Source organism: Lactonifactor longoviformis, assembly GCF_042848515.1.
Lineage (GTDB): Bacteria > Bacillota > Clostridia > Lachnospirales > Lachnospiraceae > Lactonifactor > Lactonifactor longoviformis.
This window is the reverse complement of the sequence record NZ_AP031453.1, coordinates 4,405,001-4,420,749: the sequence shown is the minus strand read 5'-3', so window position 1 is coordinate 4,420,749 and position 15,749 is coordinate 4,405,001. Positions and strand designations below refer to the sequence as shown.

The following is a 15,749-nucleotide window of genomic DNA, read 5'->3' as shown; positions in this document are numbered from 1 at the left end:
CGGCAGAGCATGACCAAGGAAGAGTTAATTGCTAAAGCCAAATTGAGGATAAGAAAAACGTCAAAAGACGATTTGGACCAGGATGTGGGGCAACTTGTAGAGGTTGCCCTTGCAGACTTAAAGCGTATTGGGGTCCATTCCTCATATTTGGACGAAGCGAATATTAAGGACCCCTTAATTATCGAAGCCGCATTGCTTTACGCCAAGGCCAATTTTGGCAACCCGGAGAACCATGCAGAGTTAATGGCATCCTATGACATGATATGTACCAAAATCAAAGGTGGTGGCTACCATAGAAGCAATAGTGACACTGTTAATTAAGAAAAACCAAACGGAATACCTGGAAAGCGAAGTATTTGGAGAAATCAACCCGGTTGGCCGTGATGAATTTGCGGCAGCAGGGCAAAAAGGGTACAAAGCGGACATGATGGTGGAAGTTTGGGGGTTTGAATATGAGAACCAAACAGAAATTATGGTGGATGGCAACAAATACGCCATTTACCGCACATACGGACCAAAGAACAACGGAAAAGTTGAACTTTATGCCGGGGAAAGGATAGGTACAAGGAATTGATTGTAAAAGCCACCCCGGAGAATTTGGACCAGGAGATTGTGGAGCAACTGAAAGATTGGGCGAATGGGGATTTAAGACGTGCGGTAAATGAAGCGGTCAAAGAAACCGCCGAAACCGCAGCCAAAATGTTGCGGCAGGGCGGCCCGTACCAGGAAAGAACGGGCGGTTATACCAAGGATTGGGATAGCAAATTGAGGAAAGGCAAATACACATCCGAGATTATGACGGAACAATACAGTGTGTATAACAAAAAGCATTACCGCTTGACCCACTTACTGGAAAAGGGGCACCAAAGCCGGAACGGCGGCAGAGTTAAGGCGTATGAACACATTAAGCCTACCTATGACGTTGTGGAGCAGTTGGCCATTTCAAATATTGGAAAGCGTGTAAGGGAGATAAGCAAATGACAGTTGAAAAGTTAGTGGAAAGAGCCAAGGCGTTTGGGGAAAAATACGGCGTTCCGATTACCAAAAATGCGTTTGAGGGAACCGTTGATGACCCGGTGCCACCGCTTCCTTACCTGGTTTACTTATTACCCCATGAAACCAACCGAGGGGCGGACAATCTGAACAATTTAAAAGCAAAAGATTTTGACCTGGAACTTTATACCGCCGGGGATGACCAGGAACGTGAAACCCTGGTGGAGAATTTGGAAAATGAGGTTTTCCCGGATGTGGAGTGTGAAGTATATTTGGCACCCATCCCGGATGAAGAATGTTACCAAACGGCCTTTGAAGTGACGGGCTTACTTACCAAAAAGAAAGGAGCAAACAAGGCATGAACAAAGAGAGCATTGTTTTAGGCAGTGGAGATTTGTATTGTACCGAATTTGAGGGCACAGACAAGGAACTGCCTACCAACGAAGAGTTGGAAACAGAAGAAAACCGCCTGGGCCACATTAAAGGCGGTGCAGAAATTGAGTATGCACCATCTTTCTATGAAGCCAAGGACGATATGGGCAAGGTGTCCAAGGTAATCATTACCGAAGAGGAAGCAACCTTGAAATCCGGCATTATGACATGGTGCGGCACTACGCTTGAAAAATTATGTCAGACCGCAAGGGTTACAGAGGATGCGGCAAAGAAAAAGCGTATTGTAAAAATCGGCGGCATTGCCAACGCAACTGGCAAGAAATACGTTATTCACTTTGTCCACAAGGATGATGTGGACGGGGATGTGAGAGTTACCATTGTGGGTAACAACCAGGCAGGATTTACCATTGCCTTTGCAAAAGACAGTGAAACCGTTATTGATGCAGAGTTTAAGGCACAGCCTATGGACAAAGAGGGCACCCTTATCCTTTATGAAGAGGATATGGACGAAACCGCCGCAGCAGGGGAAGAAACTGCTTAAACATTTATGACAAGCGGCCAGGGACAACCACCCAGGCCGCTTATTTGTTAGAAAGGAGCCGACACCATGGCAGTAAAAGAATTTAATTGCAACAAACTCAAAAGAACCTTTTGGCCATTCACTCTGAAAGACAAGACAGACGAGGACGGCAATGTGATTGAAAAGGGCAAAAAAATCATTGTGCGTATGCCACAGAAAAAGGTTTTTGAAGCCATTAAGACACTGGAAAACCTGGACGAAGAGAACGCCACCGTGGAAGATACAGAAGCCATTTACGATTTACTGGCAGCAGTATTGAACAACAACATGAACAAAGTAAAAGTGACCGCCGAGGAAATGTCAGATTATGACATTGAAGAGTGTTCCGAAATCCTCAAAGCATACATGGACTTTGTGGATGAATTAAAGATGGACCCAAACTAACAATTCCCTTTTATCCAAGAGATAAAGGGGATGATGTGCCATACGAACTTCTTACACGGCCGGAAAAACTGGTAATGGACTATTGCCATATAGATATTTACGAAGTCCAGGACATGGAAATTGATACATACCTTTTCTTTATGCGTGAAGCCATGATTTTTGAAAATTCGCAAACAGAAGAGGGCCGAGAATATCTAAAGAATTGTTGGAGAATGGAGCAGACCAAGCCGGACCGTGAGGGATTGCGTAAGAATTTCAAGAAGAAAGGGGGTTAATATATGGCCAATAACATAAAGGGCATAACCATAGAAATTGGTGGAGATACCACGAAACTTGACAAGGCCCTGGGCGGTGTCAATAAGCAAGTGCGAAACACCCAGGCCGAACTTAGAGAAGTCAATAAACTTTTGAAAATGGACCCCACCAACACGGAAGCCCTTACGCAAAAGCAAAACCTTTTAAAAGATGCCATTTCAGAAACCAAAGAGAAATTGGACATTCTGAAAACGGCAGAAAGCCAGGTGCAGGAGCAGTTTAAAAAAGGCGAGGTTTCAGAAGCGCAGTACCGGGCTTTAAAACGTGAAGTTGAAAAAACAAGCCTGGAATTGGCCGATTTAGAGGAAGCGGCAAAGCAGACAGACACAGCCATTGCACAACTGGGAAAGAAAGCCGAGTTGTCCGGGAAAGACCTGGAAGATGCCAAGGAAAAAGCGGCATCCCTGGACGAAAAACTGGATGGCTTGACGGATGCAGCAAAAAACGCCGCAACCGCCCTGGGGGCCGGATTTGTGGCCGCCGCTACATACGCCACGAAGTTTGAAACGGATTGTGACCAGGCATTAAATACAGTTATCACACAGACCGGGGCAGCAGATGCCGAGGTTGAGGGGTTGGAAGAAACCCTTTTGAATATATACAAAAACAATTTTGGCGAGGATATTAACGATATAGCCACCGCCATGTCAGCCGTGAAGCAGCAAACGGGCCTTGCGGATGAAGAGTTGCAGAAAACCACGGAAACCGCCCTTTTAATGCGTGATACCTTTGATATTGACGTAAACGAGGGCATCCGGGGCGTTAATGCCATGATGAAACAGTTTGGCATTTCCGCCGAGGAAGCATATAACCTTTTGGCCCAGGGTGCCCAAAATGGCTTGAACCAAAACGGGGACCTGGCAGACCAGTTGGCAGAATACGCCACTTATTATGCAGACCTGGGTATTTCCGCCGAGGAAGCATTTAACATGATGGCCAACGGTGCGAAAAACGGCACGTTCCAAATTGATTACCTCAATGATGCCGTCAAAGAATTTGGCATCAGAGTAAAAGACGGAACGGCGGATGATGCTTTTAAACAGTTGGGCCTTAATGCGGATGAACTGAAACAGAAGTTTGCAGAGGGCGGAGAGGGAGCCAGGGAAGCGTTTACAACCGTAAACAATGCCCTTTTTGCATGTGATGACGAAGTGCAAAGAAATCTTTTAGGCGTGACCTTGTACGGTACCAAGTGGGAAGATTTGGGAGAAGATGCCGTGCGTGCCCTGGTAAACACCCAGGGGGAGATTTCCACCACAAATGATGCCCTGGCAGAAATCAACGAGAACAAATACAACGATATTGGCAACCAAATAACGGAACTGGGCCGGAACCTGGAAACGGAATTGGTAAAACCGATAGGGGAAGAACTGCAACCCGTGATTAGTGATGTAATTGCAGAGGTTAAGGAGAAAACCCCCCAGGTCAAAACCCTGGTGCTTGCAGTTGTGGACAAGATTAAAAGTTTTATTTCTTTTGTGTCAAAGAACGGTCCAATGATAATTTCCATCATTGCCGGAATTGCAGCAGGGATGTTGGCGTGGAATGTTGTAAACATGATACAAGGATTGATTGCGGCTTTTAAAGTATGGAAAGCCACCACCGAGGGAATGACCATAGCACAGAAACTTCTTAACACGGTAATGGCAGCCAATCCCATTGGCATTGTTATAACCGTGGTGGCGGCACTTGTAACGGCCCTCATTACGCTTTTTGCAACCAATGAGGATTTCCGAAACAAAGTGATTGCCGTGTGGGAAAAGGTCAAAGAGGTGGCCGGAAATGTATTTGGTGCAATAGCCGATTTTTTCACGGTTACGATACCAAACGCATTTAATTCCCTCATTGGGTTTATAAAATCCAACTGGCAGGGCCTACTTTTATTCATAGTCAACCCGTTTGCCGGGGCTTTTAAATTGCTTTATGACAACTGCGGTGCGTTCCGTGATTTCATAGACAATTTGGTGGCCAAAATCCAGGAATTTTTCCAAAATTTATGGTCCGGCATTGTTTCCATTTTCCAGGGCGTGGGCCAGTGGTTCAGTGACCGATTTACGGAAGCGTATAACGGCGTGACAAGCGTATTTTCTGCCATTGGTTCCTGGTTTGGGGCAAGGTGGAATGACATTAAGAACGCCCTGGCCCTGGTGGCATCCTGGTTTTTTACCATGTTTACCAATGCCTATACCAATGTGACCAATGTATTTGCGGCAATCGGTTCCTGGTTCGCTGCAAGATGGCAGGATATAAAGAACGCCCTGGCGTTGGTTGCTTCCTGGTTCCTTACCATGTTTACCAACGCATACAACAACGTGACCCGTATATTTGCGGCAATCGGTTCCTGGTTCGCTGCAAGATGGCAGGATATAAAGAACGCCCTGGCCCTGGTGGCATCCTGGTTTCTTACCATGTTTACCAATGCCTATACCAATGTGACAAGCGTATTTTCTGCCATTGGTTCCTGGTTTGGGGCAAGGTGGACGGAAATTAAAACCGCCCTGGCCAATGTGGCCACCTGGTTTGGCACACAATTCCAAAATGCCTGGACCAATATTAAAAATGCCTTTGCCAACGTGACTTCTTTCTTTTCCGGGTTATGGGGGAAAATCAAAGGTTGTTTCGTGGATGTGGGCACCAAAATTGGTTCCGCCGTGGGGGATGCCTTTAAATCAGCAATCAACAGTTGCCTTTCTACAATCGAGGGCGTGGTTAATAAGTTTATTGGAATGATAAACGGAGTAATTGACATTATAAACGAGATACCGGGCGTTTCCCTGGGCAAAATCAGCACACTTTCCTTGCCGAGATTGGCAAAGGGCGGCGTGTTGCGTGAGGGGGATGCCATGGTGGCAGAAGCCGGGCCGGAATTACTTAGCATGGTAAATGGCAAGGCGGTTGTTACACCACTTACGGGCACCGCCAAGAACCAGGCGTTGGAAAATGTGGGCAGTGGCAGCAGTGGTTACAATCAGACCATTAACATTACAAGCCCTAAAGCATTAAGCCCTTACGAAGTGGCAAGACAGACCAGGTTACAGACAAGAAGAATGATTTTAGCAGCACAAAGGGGGTAAAAACGTGTCAGATATTAAAGTAATATGCACCAGTGACAAAAATGTTGCCATGACCTTTACCTGGGACGATTTTACCCCGTTCCACTTACTGGATATTGAGGGCATTTACGGTATTGAAGCCAACGTGGTTACGTCAGAGAACACCACAACGGACGGAAGCACCTACCAGGGGGCAACGGCAAAGGAAAGAAACATTGTGCTTACCGTGGAAATGGATAGCAATTACAAAGAAAACAGAAACCTTTTATACCGTTGTTTCCCCATCAAACGCACCGGGACACTGCAATATATTGAGAACGGGGAAGCCAAAACCATTGAATATGAGGTTGAAAGCATCATACCGGGAGCCACAACGGGTGTGGTAAGAGATTACACCATTTCTTTGAAGTGTACGGACCCGTATTTTAAAGACTTATCGGATATTGAAGTGGTAATGGCATCCTGGGTAAGCAATTTCCGTTTCCCGGCGTGCTTCCCGGAAGAGGGTGTGGTTTTTGGCTACCGTGAAGCGGATTTGGTAAAGGAAATTGAAAATGAAAGCGGTGCCGATAATATCGGCATCATTGCCGTATTCCGTGCGGATGGCGTGGTAAAAAACCCGGCCATCTATCATGCGGAAAGCGGCGAATTTACAAAGGTGGGCTACACTGACAATGATTTTGTTATGGCATCCGGCCAGTATGTGGTAATAAACACTTACACGGGCAAGAAAAATGTGTATTTACTGGACGGCGTGACCCAGGCAGAGATTGAAAGCAACCGCACACCATACGGAATGATTGATTGGGGCGTGGTAATTGAAAAATACGGCCAGGTAATCAATGAATATTTGGACGAGGACGGGGATTTTATCCAGTTGCAGGACGGCACCAATACCATTACCTATTCAGCAGAAGAGGGAACCAGTTACCTTTCCGTATCTATCTATTACAGAATTTCATGTTTGGGGGTGTGATTATGGAAATACATGTTTATGACCGCAACCTTAGAAGATTGGGGCACATTGAAAATCACACATCCTTACAGTGGCACCGTAAATATTACGAAGCCGGGACCTTTGAACTTCATTGCCCGGTTACGGATGAAAACCTTAGACTTTTGCAGCCTGGGAACATCATAACCAAAGGGGACAACAAAAGGGAAGCCGCCGTGATAAGAGGGGACCAAACGGAAGAGGAAAGCACACTGGTAAACGAAATCACAAGGAACGGGATATTTTTACCCGTGTACCTGGAGGACCGTTTGACCGGGCCGCTTTTTAATTTCAGTGGCACCGTGGAAGATGCTATGCACTTTATGATTAACCGCATGGAACCCGTGCCGCTTTTGCAGTTGGGAGAAACCACCGGGGATGCAACCCAAATACAATTCCAGGCCACTTATAAGAATGTGTTGGAATACCTCACGAAGTTGGCCAAATATGCAGAAATCGGCTTTAGGATTGTGCCGGATTTCAAAACCAAGACCATGACCTTTGAAACATACAAGGGAGTGAACAGAACCCAGGCCCAAGGTAAAAATCCAAGGGTTATATTTTCCGAAAGTTACGATAATCTGAACCAGGCAAAGCACAACTACAGTGATGCAACCATGAAAACCAAGGTAATTGTGGGCGGTGCCGGGGATGGTGCAAACCGTATCTATGTAACAGTGGGCGGCGGCACCGGGTTTGACCTTAGAGAAGTGTTTTTGGATGCCAAAGACATAAACAAAGACGAAATGACGGATGAAGAGTATTTGGCAGCCCTCAAAACCAGGGGGCAGGAATACCTTAATGAAAACAAGGTATTTGAAAACTTTGAAGCCGAAGCGGAAGCGGATGTTAATTTTACCTACGGAAAAGACTATGACCTGGGGGATATTGTGACAGTAAAGAAGAAAAAGTGGAACACCGCACAGAACCTTAGAATTACGGAACTTTGCGAGGTTTACGAATACGGGGGCATGTATGTGGTGCCCACTTTTGGGGATGCCCTACCCACAAAGATAAAATGGGACGAATAAGGAAAGGAGAAGAAAAGGACCATGGCAGTAAGAGGATTTTTTTACAATGCCACAGACTTGAACGATACCGAGCGTACATATAACGGCGAGGATATGAACCAGGACAAGGCACCTTTCTACAAAGAGGGCGTGGTTTATGGGCATCTTCAAGTTACGGCAGAGGGCGGCAGCATGGAAGTAAAGGTGGATGGTGGACCCAAAACGGGTTACGCATACATCAATATGCACACCATACACAACACATCCGTTTTGCCCCTCACATTGAGCCAGGCAAGCGGTACACTGCCAAGAATTGACCGTGTTGTTATCCGAAATGACCAAACGGAAAGGCGGCCAAGTATTTTTATCAAAGAGGGGGCATTTTCGAGCAATCCCCAGGCCCCGGAACTGATAAACAATGATGCAATCCAGGAAAAGAGCCTTGCACGCATTTACATCCCGGCCGGAGCCGTGGAGATTACCCAGGCCAACATTACAGATGAACGTGCAGACGAAACAGTGTGTGGCTTCATTGCTTCACAATTCCAGGATTTTGATTTTAACCAGTTTTCCGCCCAGTTTAATGCCTGGTTTGCCCAGGAAAAGGCATCCATGGAAGCGGACCACGCCGATTTTGTGGAAGAATATGCCGAAATGACCCAGGCGTTTATGGATGACCAGGCCGCCGCATGGAATAAGTGGTTTGAAGAAAAGCAAACAGAACTTTCCGGGGATGTGGCCGGGAAACTGCAAATGCAGATTGATGGATTGACCACAAAGGTACACAATATGGCCTTTAAGGTCCGCATGGAATACCTTTTGGAAACCATCCAGGCAGCCATTACCGTTACACTTACCAACACAACCACGGGAACCGTGCAGACGGCAGAAATTTCCGAAAGCGGCATTGGCTTTTATATCACGGAAGCCGGGGACTACATCCTGGAAACTGGCATGGAAAGCGTTATGGCCATTCCAAAGGCGTTTTCCGTGGACAATGTGGATTTGATGCACGAAATGACCGTGGCGTTGCGTGAGGGCACAAACATGGCCTATATCGGCAATTACATGGGCACATATTTATTAAAAGAAAGTGAGGAATAAAGGATGAAAGGATTTCCTAAAGTAATCAAAACCAAGTCGGACCTGGTAAATACCCATAAACTGGTATTAAAGGGCCGCCTGGACAAAGAAGATTGGTTGGCAGCAGTTGAAAAACTGGAAAATCAGAACTGGATTGCTTGCCCGGTAATCGAAATGTCCGAGGACAGAAAGACCGTAACAATTATGTTTTGCAATGAAGCGGCAGCAGAACAGAAAGTAAAAAATGGCTCCGTATATCCGACAATCAACGCCGTGGAAACAGTGACGTTGGAGCAGACAGAGGAAGAAATTGCAGAGAACAAAACGCCGATTGTTCATACTGTTTTGACCCTTTCCAAAGCATTGTTGACGGGTACCACAACCGTTTTCATCCCGGCAGCAGTTACATATTATGACCGCCTGGGTATCACAGAAGCAGAAGTGGAAGAAATGAAAGGAGCGTTGGCGTAATGAGTAGATTATTTGTTTATGACGAAAACATGACGGATGAACGTGCAAAAATCACGGTGGCCAAGATGGCAGCCATTTCCGACATTGTGGCCCCGGAAAAGCAGTATATCCAGTACACCGCCAAGGGAGAAGTTACCGTGATGGGCGGATGCGTTATTGCGGTGGGCGAAACATCCGTTTTCAAGACCGTGGAAACCGCACTTACCAAAGCCAATTTGGACCAGGGAAGTGATTTTGCCCATGGTAGTGACTATTATATTTACATTTGCGACCCTGGCACGGATGACCAGGACGAAATCTATTTGATTTCCTTAAACTCTTCCTGGCCGGATGGGGATGCCTGGGACGATACAAACACCCGTAAACTGGGCGGCTTCCACTATGGCCGTGTGAGAAATGTGGATGACTACGGCCAGGCAATCAACACAAGCGGTTCCGTGCGTGGTAGCGGTTGGGAAAGCAATACCCGTGTGGATATTATCCCAAATTCCGTTTGGACCACAAAGCACCGCCCTAAATGTGAGCCATCCAGCATGGTTTACCTGGGGAACGCATTATGGGGAGATATTTACCTTTCCAGTGATGATGGTGCCAACGGTTTGCAATCCGTATATGGCGGCACGCCTATCACGGGCACCGAGGGCCTTAACTGGTATATTGCCGGGGAAAGGGCACGCCGAGTGGGTAAGAGATTGCCGGACTACATGGAATTTACCGTGGCAGCAGACGGAAGCCCCCAGGGCTTAGATGCTTCCAATACAAACGGATGGACAGCCACAACCAACACTGCAAGAACAACCGTTGGACAGATTGCAAACGCCGTAAGTGCGTTGAATATCTGCGACCTGGTGGGAAATGTTTGGAAGTGGCTTAACGAATTGATGCATGACCCTACCGCCACAACTGGGGCATGGCATGACGTGTTCAGTGGTTATGGCCAGGCTTACATGTATTCGGCAACTGGCTTGCACGCCCTCATTGGCGGCGGCTATTGGAACCACGGCGTTCACTGCGGTTCCCGTGCGGTCAGCTGCAACCTTTACCCGTGGGGCGTCTACGCGGGCGTTGGCGTGTGGTGCGTGTGTGACAGTCTGTAATCTGTTTGGGTGGGCGAAAGCCCACCCTATGAGGTAAAAACAATGGCAGAAAATAAACAGAACACCACCAACAAAACGGCGGACCCATACATGGACAGTATGGTGCTATACCAAAAAGTTTATGATTTCCTCAAATACATTTACCCAGTGTTGGCCCAGTTTCCGAAGTTTGAGAAATTTGCATTGCAGACACAGATTAAGACGGCAATGTTTGAAATGCTAAAAAGCATTATCCGTTTCAAGAAAACCGGGACCAAAAGCCACATTTACAATGCGGATGTGGAATTGCAATTTTTAAAAACACTCATACGCCTATCCTATGACCTGGAATATAAAGCCATGAGCAAACACCGCTATGAAGTGGCAAGCCGACACCTGGCAGAAATCGGCAAGATAACGGGCGGCATTATCGAAGCCGTGAAAGATGGAAAATGGAAATAATAAATATATGGGGAAACTGTTAATTCGCACTGCATGTTTCGTGTGGCTTGCACGCCCTCATTGGCGGCGGCAATTGGAACAACGGCGTTCACTGCGGTTCCCGTGCGGTCAACTGCAACAATTACCCGTGGAACGTCAACACGAACATTGGCGTGTGGTGCGTGTGTGACTTGAAAACCATTACAGACACAGAAACCCAAGTGGTTACTGGCAAAGATTTATCTAACCTTTTTGATAAGTCAGACGGTTTTCCCGTTCCGGGGCACACCCGGACAAACTAACAAAGGCACCGCCTTTGAGTAGAATATAAAATTTGAAAATTGGTAGGGCAAACAATGAAAACAGAAAAGGGATTGCATGAAAAGATATGCACCTTTGACAATGCCAATACCTCATTCCACCAGGCTGCAAAGTGCAAGCGGTACAGTGAAGAGGTATTGGCGTTTTCTATGTCAAAGGAAGAGGAACTATTGAGGGCAGTGGAAGAACTGCAAACACTTACATATAACCAGGGAAATTATACCGTTTTCAAGGTATGGGAGCCAAAAGAAAGGCTTATCATGGCACTGCCATTCTATGACAGAGTGGTGCAGCACATGATTATAAACATCATTGGCCCGGTATTTGAGAGGGGATTTTATTACCATTCCTATGCGTGCCGTGAGGGTAAAGGGATGCACGCCGCCAGTAATCAATTATACGGGTGGATGTATGAACTTATGGACCGGGACGGGTTACGGATTTATGCCTTTAAAGGGGACATAAGTAAATACTTTGCATCCATTCCCCATGATGGCCTAAAGGATGAAATCCGGCGGTACATAGGGGACAAGAATGTTTTACGCCTTACGGATGACATTATAGACAGAAACGGCATATTGCCGGACGGCGTGGGCATCCCGGTGGGCAACCTCACAAGTCAGACCTTTGCCAATGTGTACGGCAACCGCCTGGACAAGTTTGTGAAGCATACCTTACACGCCCCGTATTACATCCGTTATATGGATGATTTTGTGATTTTATCCCCGGACCTTAACCAGTTACGGGAATGGCAGAAACGGATTGAAGAATTTTTGGAAGAGGAAATGAAATTGCACATAAATCCGAAAAGCACCATCCTTTATGCCGGAAATGGGATTGATTTTTGCGGATATATCCACCATCCAAATTATAGGAAAGTCCGCAAGGGGTCCGTCAGACGGTTAAAGAAAGATGTTAAGGCATTGAAAGCCGGAGAATTGGACCGGGAGCAGTTTAACCGCAAATACCAAAGTAGGATTGGCCACATGGGCCATGCGGACACCTACCACCTTACGAAAGCCATAGAATATGATTTGTTGTTTTGGGAATATGAGCAGACAGAAAGCGGCCTGGTGGTGCCTGGGTAAGTGGGTCAGAATTTTAAGACCCAGGGGCGTATCATACCAGTATGAAATTTAGGCAGTAAGGGGGTGTGAAATATGGATTTGCAGACGTTGATTATTGCCATGGGCGTGCCAAGTGCCGTGACGGGTTTATGTTTCTTTTGGATTGAACAGAAGATAAAGAAAAACCAGGCGAAACTTGAAGAAAAGGAAAAAATGCGTGAGAAAAACGAAATTCTCATTATCAAAAGCACCATGGCATCAATCGCACTGGGAGAAGCCACCGCAACGGCGTTGAAAAACGGCCATTGCAACGGCGAAACAGAAGCGGCGTTGGAATATGCACGAAAAGTAAAGCATGAGCAAAAAGACTTCCTTATTGAGCAGGGTATAAAAGCCCTGGACTAAACGCCCACAAGCCACAAGGCTTTTGGAATAAAGAAAAAGCGAAAGGAGAAACACACCATGAAAAACATCAACTGGGTTAGAAAACTCACAAGCCGTAAGTTATGGACGGCGGTAGCATCTTTTGTTTCCATGATGATTGTAGCAACCGGGGGAGCCGAAAGCACCGCAACCCAGGTAACGGCACTCATTATGGCAGGGGCTTCCGTTGTTGCTTACATCATTGGCGAGGGCTTGACAGATGCAAGCAACGCCGGAGTTATCGAAGTGGACACAGAAGTTGAAGTGGAAGCAGAAGAGGTGTAGCAGATGGACAAGCAGGAATTTATTAAGGCAATAGCCGGGCATGTGGCGAAATACGCCAGTGCTTACGGCATCCTGGTACATAGTCCGATTATTGCCCAGGCCATCCTGGAAAGTGCCTGGGGCGAAAGCAAACTGGCCGCCGTGTACCACAATTATTTTGGCCTTAAATGTGGGTCAAAATGGACCGGGAAAAGCGTAAACCTTTCCACCATGGAAGAATACACGCCGGGAACCCTTACGCAAATTAAGGACAATTTCCGTGTGTATGACAACATGGAAGAGGGTGTGAAAGGATATTTTGAGTTTATCCAGTTATCCCGGTATCACAATTTGAGGGGCATTACAGACCCCAAGGAATACCTGGAAACCATCAAGGCGGACGGGTACGCCACAAGTAGTAAGTACGTTGAAAACACCATGCGAGTGTTGGAGCAGTACAATTTGCAGCAGTATGACACAAAGGGGGAAGATAATATGGCAAAATTAGCAAGTGCCGTGATTGCACAGGCCCGTGCCTGGATTGGCAGAAGTGAAGCGGCAGGAACGCACAAGGCCATCATTGATGTATATAACGGGCACAAACCACTTGCCAGGGGTTACAAAGTGAAATACACGGATGCCTGGTGTGCCACATTCGTTTCCGCCGTGGCCATCAAGTGTGGCCTTACGGATATTATCCCAACAGAGTGCGGATGCGGTCAAATGATTGCCTTATTTAAGGCCCTGGGCGAATGGGTGGAAAGCGATAACAGAACACCGAACCCTGGGGAAATCATTTTTTATGATTGGAACGATACGGGCAAGGGGGATAATGCCGGATGGCCGGACCATGTGGGCATTGTCGAAAAGGTAAGCAATGGAAAGATTACCGTTATTGAGGGCAATTACTCCAATGCAGTGAAACGCCGCACCCTGGCCGTGAACGGCCGTTATATTCGTGGCTATGGCGTTCCGAAGTATGACAAGGAAAGCACCACAACCCAGGCAGCCACAAAGAGCGTGGAAGCCGTGGCCAAGGAAGTGCTTGCCGGAAAATGGGGCAATGGCACAGACCGCAAGAACCGCCTGGAAGCGGCCGGGTATAATTATTCCGAAGTCCAGGCAAAGGTAAACCAGTTGGCCAAAGTCACCGCCACACCATCAAAGAGCGTGGCAGAGGTAGCCAAAGAGGTTATTGCCGGAAAGTGGGGCAATGGAGCCGACAGAAAGAAACGCCTGGAAGCGGCCGGGTATAATTATTCCCAGGTCCAGGCGAAAGTCAACGCAATGTTGAAATAATGTAACCAGTAAACAATTACCGCCTTATGGAACACATCCAGGCAAAAAGCAAGGAAAATAATGTATCACAAAGAATAAGGGACACGTCAATAAAAGGCGTGTCCTTTTTACATTCCGCTATTTGTCCAATAATTCTTCATAGGTGGTATGAAGCACATCCCGGATGCCCCGTAATTGGGTTAATTGGATGTGTTGTATGCCCCTTTCGATTTTCACAAGTGCTTCACGGGTAATATCAACATCCAACAACTGCAATTCACGGACCAGGGCGGTTTGCCCCATGTGGCGTGATTTTCTTATCTTTCTTATATTCCGGCCTACAATGTTTCCGGCATCATCCTTTATCTTCACTTGCAACATTGATTTCCCTTTCTGGACTAATATTAGTCCTTTTTGCTTTATTTTATTGGGATATGTGTGTTACAATGGGACTAATACCAGTCCACTTTTATATTGTGTGACATATCAATGGTATAAAAACAATCAAAGGAGAACAGAAACCATGGGACTTTTTGGAAAAAAGAAAGAAGCGAAAGAGCAGAAGCCGATTGAAGAGGTAATGGCACAAAACGTATTTGGCAAAACATTGATGCAGGGAGAAAAGATTGATTGTTGCATCCAGGGCAAAGGCCAGGCGGAAAAATTGGTATTTTCAACGGCGGTATTGGCTACAACAGAAAAGCGTTGCCTTTATTTTGAGCAGGACGGAAGCCAAACAAAAACGGAAACGCTTATGTATGACAAAATTGTTGCCGTATCTCAAAATACGGGATTTGAAAAGAAGATGGGAAACTATATTGGCGTGACTATCACAACGGCAGACGGCAAAGAACGTGTGGTGCGTTGCGTGTCCAATGATGCGAACCAGGCAAAAATCAACGAAATTATTTTTATTATTGAAAGCAGAAGATAAAGAACGCCCCAACGTGCAGATGGCCGCATGTTGGGGTTTTATAATTATTTTGAAAAAAATAAAAATATCCCGTGATATGTATTGACATATACCGGGATATGTGATAAGATAAAGACAGTTAAGGGAGATACTTAACGAATACATGGGCAAGCATAGAAAGGAGATAACATGAGCGAGAACATGACAGACAAGCAGATGGAAGTCATTTTGAACCTGGTAGCCGACAAATTCAGTAATTGCAAGACCATGGAAGAGGTTGCCAAAGCCGTGCAGGAAGTAAGGGACATGGCAAAAAAAGAAAAGCCTAATGAATAGGCTTTAAGGAGAACAGAAAGGGCGGTGGACTTGCCAAAACCGCCCAATCCGTTAAAAATATTATAAAAGGATTGTGGAAGAATGGCAAGACCAAAGAGCGAAGAATTTAACCAAATTAAGTACCAACATGAGTACAACAAAAAGAACTATGACCGAATAGAAATTACAGTGCCGAAAGGTAGAAAGGCGGTAATAAAGGAAGCGGCCCAGGCAGCAGGGCAGAGCGTAAATGAATTTATTGCCCAGGCCATTGATGAAAGAATGGGAAAAACCGAGTAAGCAGGAGCCGGGGCGGCAGCAGGACCGCCCGGCAACTAAAACGGCCACGCTGACCATGGGCGGCGTGAGGGTCCG

21 protein-coding genes are annotated in these 15,749 nt (G+C 46.4%); 20 read left to right on the top strand and 1 reads right to left on the bottom strand.

Annotated elements, in window-relative coordinates; translation table 11 throughout:
* Positions 1 to 9: 9 nt before the first annotated feature.
* The 17 genes from ACGHCT_RS20175 to ACGHCT_RS20095 all read left to right on the top strand — a co-directional run bounded on the left by ACGHCT_RS20175 (position 10) and on the right by ACGHCT_RS20095 (position 14,167).
* Positions 10 to 321, top strand: coding sequence for a hypothetical protein (locus tag ACGHCT_RS20175; protein ID WP_227275420.1), 312 nt, complete (start codon positions 10 to 12; stop codon positions 319 to 321).
* Entirely contained in the window at positions 305 to 574 is a 270-nt protein-coding gene (locus ACGHCT_RS20170) for a hypothetical protein (protein ID WP_390437329.1), read from the top strand. The genes ACGHCT_RS20175 and ACGHCT_RS20170 overlap by 17 nt, the downstream gene beginning before the upstream one ends.
* 38 nt (positions 575 to 612) lie before the next feature.
* Positions 613 to 981 (top strand): hypothetical protein, encoded by a 369-nt coding sequence (locus ACGHCT_RS20165; protein ID WP_237999738.1) that lies wholly within the window; start codon positions 613 to 615, stop codon positions 979 to 981.
* Complete coding sequence (locus ACGHCT_RS20160; protein ID WP_227275417.1) at positions 978 to 1,355, top strand: hypothetical protein; 378 nt, start codon at positions 978 to 980, stop codon at positions 1,353 to 1,355. The genes ACGHCT_RS20165 and ACGHCT_RS20160 overlap by 4 nt, the downstream gene beginning before the upstream one ends.
* Positions 1,352 to 1,927 (top strand): hypothetical protein, encoded by a 576-nt coding sequence (locus ACGHCT_RS20155; protein WP_390437328.1) that lies wholly within the window; start codon positions 1,352 to 1,354, stop codon positions 1,925 to 1,927. Before ACGHCT_RS20160 ends, ACGHCT_RS20155 begins: the two co-directional genes overlap by 4 nt.
* A 66-nt stretch (positions 1,928 to 1,993) precedes the next feature.
* Positions 1,994 to 2,350: a hypothetical protein gene (locus ACGHCT_RS20150; protein WP_227275415.1), complete on the top strand. Its 357-nt coding sequence runs from the start codon at positions 1,994 to 1,996 to the stop codon at positions 2,348 to 2,350.
* A gap of 278 nt (positions 2,351 to 2,628) precedes the next feature.
* Positions 2,629 to 5,739, top strand: coding sequence for a phage tail tape measure protein (locus ACGHCT_RS20145; RefSeq protein ID WP_390437327.1), 3,111 nt, complete (start codon positions 2,629 to 2,631; stop codon positions 5,737 to 5,739).
* Between the two features lie 4 nt (positions 5,740 to 5,743).
* Complete coding sequence (locus ACGHCT_RS20140; protein WP_390437326.1) at positions 5,744 to 6,694, top strand: hypothetical protein; 951 nt, start codon at positions 5,744 to 5,746, stop codon at positions 6,692 to 6,694.
* Positions 6,695 to 6,696: 2 nt separating this feature from the next.
* Positions 6,697 to 7,743, top strand: coding sequence for a siphovirus ReqiPepy6 Gp37-like family protein (locus tag ACGHCT_RS20135; RefSeq protein WP_390437325.1), 1,047 nt, complete (start codon positions 6,697 to 6,699; stop codon positions 7,741 to 7,743).
* Between the two features lie 21 nt (positions 7,744 to 7,764).
* Positions 7,765 to 8,826, top strand: a complete 1,062-nt coding sequence (locus ACGHCT_RS20130; RefSeq protein WP_390437324.1) for a hypothetical protein — start codon at positions 7,765 to 7,767, stop codon at positions 8,824 to 8,826.
* Between the two features lie 3 nt (positions 8,827 to 8,829).
* Positions 8,830 to 9,276, top strand: a complete 447-nt coding sequence (locus tag ACGHCT_RS20125; protein WP_390437323.1) for a hypothetical protein — start codon at positions 8,830 to 8,832, stop codon at positions 9,274 to 9,276.
* Positions 9,276 to 10,373 (top strand): SUMF1/EgtB/PvdO family nonheme iron enzyme, encoded by a 1,098-nt coding sequence (locus ACGHCT_RS20120; protein ID WP_390437322.1) that lies wholly within the window; start codon positions 9,276 to 9,278, stop codon positions 10,371 to 10,373. The genes ACGHCT_RS20125 and ACGHCT_RS20120 overlap by 1 nt, the downstream gene beginning before the upstream one ends.
* Before the next feature lie 42 nt (positions 10,374 to 10,415).
* Complete coding sequence (gene avd / locus ACGHCT_RS20115) at positions 10,416 to 10,814, top strand: diversity-generating retroelement protein Avd (protein ID WP_390437321.1); 399 nt, start codon at positions 10,416 to 10,418, stop codon at positions 10,812 to 10,814.
* Between the two features lie 335 nt (positions 10,815 to 11,149).
* The gene (locus ACGHCT_RS20110) at positions 11,150 to 12,202 is read left to right on the top strand and encodes a reverse transcriptase domain-containing protein (protein ID WP_390437320.1); all 1,053 of its coding nucleotides are present in this window, start codon (positions 11,150 to 11,152) and stop codon (positions 12,200 to 12,202) included.
* Between the two features lie 72 nt (positions 12,203 to 12,274).
* Entirely contained in the window at positions 12,275 to 12,586 is a 312-nt protein-coding gene (locus ACGHCT_RS20105) for a serine/threonine protein kinase (protein WP_390437319.1), read from the top strand.
* A 57-nt stretch (positions 12,587 to 12,643) separates the two neighbouring features.
* The gene (locus ACGHCT_RS20100) at positions 12,644 to 12,889 is read left to right on the top strand and encodes a hypothetical protein (RefSeq protein ID WP_390437318.1); all 246 of its coding nucleotides are present in this window, start codon (positions 12,644 to 12,646) and stop codon (positions 12,887 to 12,889) included.
* Positions 12,890 to 12,892: 3 nt separating this feature from the next.
* On the top strand, positions 12,893 to 14,167 hold the full coding sequence (locus tag ACGHCT_RS20095; protein WP_390437317.1) for a glucosaminidase domain-containing protein: 1,275 nt from the start codon (positions 12,893 to 12,895) through the stop codon (positions 14,165 to 14,167).
* Between the two features lie 117 nt (positions 14,168 to 14,284).
* On the opposite strand, the gene ACGHCT_RS20090 is transcribed toward ACGHCT_RS20095, so the two are convergent.
* Entirely contained in the window at positions 14,285 to 14,527 is a 243-nt protein-coding gene (locus ACGHCT_RS20090) for a helix-turn-helix domain-containing protein (protein ID WP_390437316.1), read from the bottom strand.
* Between the two features lie 142 nt (positions 14,528 to 14,669).
* On the opposite strand from ACGHCT_RS20090, the gene ACGHCT_RS20085 reads away from it, so the two are divergent.
* From ACGHCT_RS20085 to ACGHCT_RS20075, 3 genes are all read left to right on the top strand, one after another.
* The gene (locus ACGHCT_RS20085) at positions 14,670 to 15,080 is read left to right on the top strand and encodes a PH domain-containing protein (RefSeq protein ID WP_390437315.1); all 411 of its coding nucleotides are present in this window, start codon (positions 14,670 to 14,672) and stop codon (positions 15,078 to 15,080) included.
* A gap of 168 nt (positions 15,081 to 15,248) precedes the next feature.
* Positions 15,249 to 15,395 (top strand): hypothetical protein, encoded by a 147-nt coding sequence (locus ACGHCT_RS20080; protein ID WP_390437314.1) that lies wholly within the window; start codon positions 15,249 to 15,251, stop codon positions 15,393 to 15,395.
* Between the two features lie 81 nt (positions 15,396 to 15,476).
* A complete protein-coding gene (locus ACGHCT_RS20075) occupies positions 15,477 to 15,674 on the top strand; it encodes a DUF1778 domain-containing protein (protein WP_390437313.1) in 198 nt (65 codons plus the stop codon).
* Positions 15,675 to 15,749: the final 75 nt, after the last annotated feature.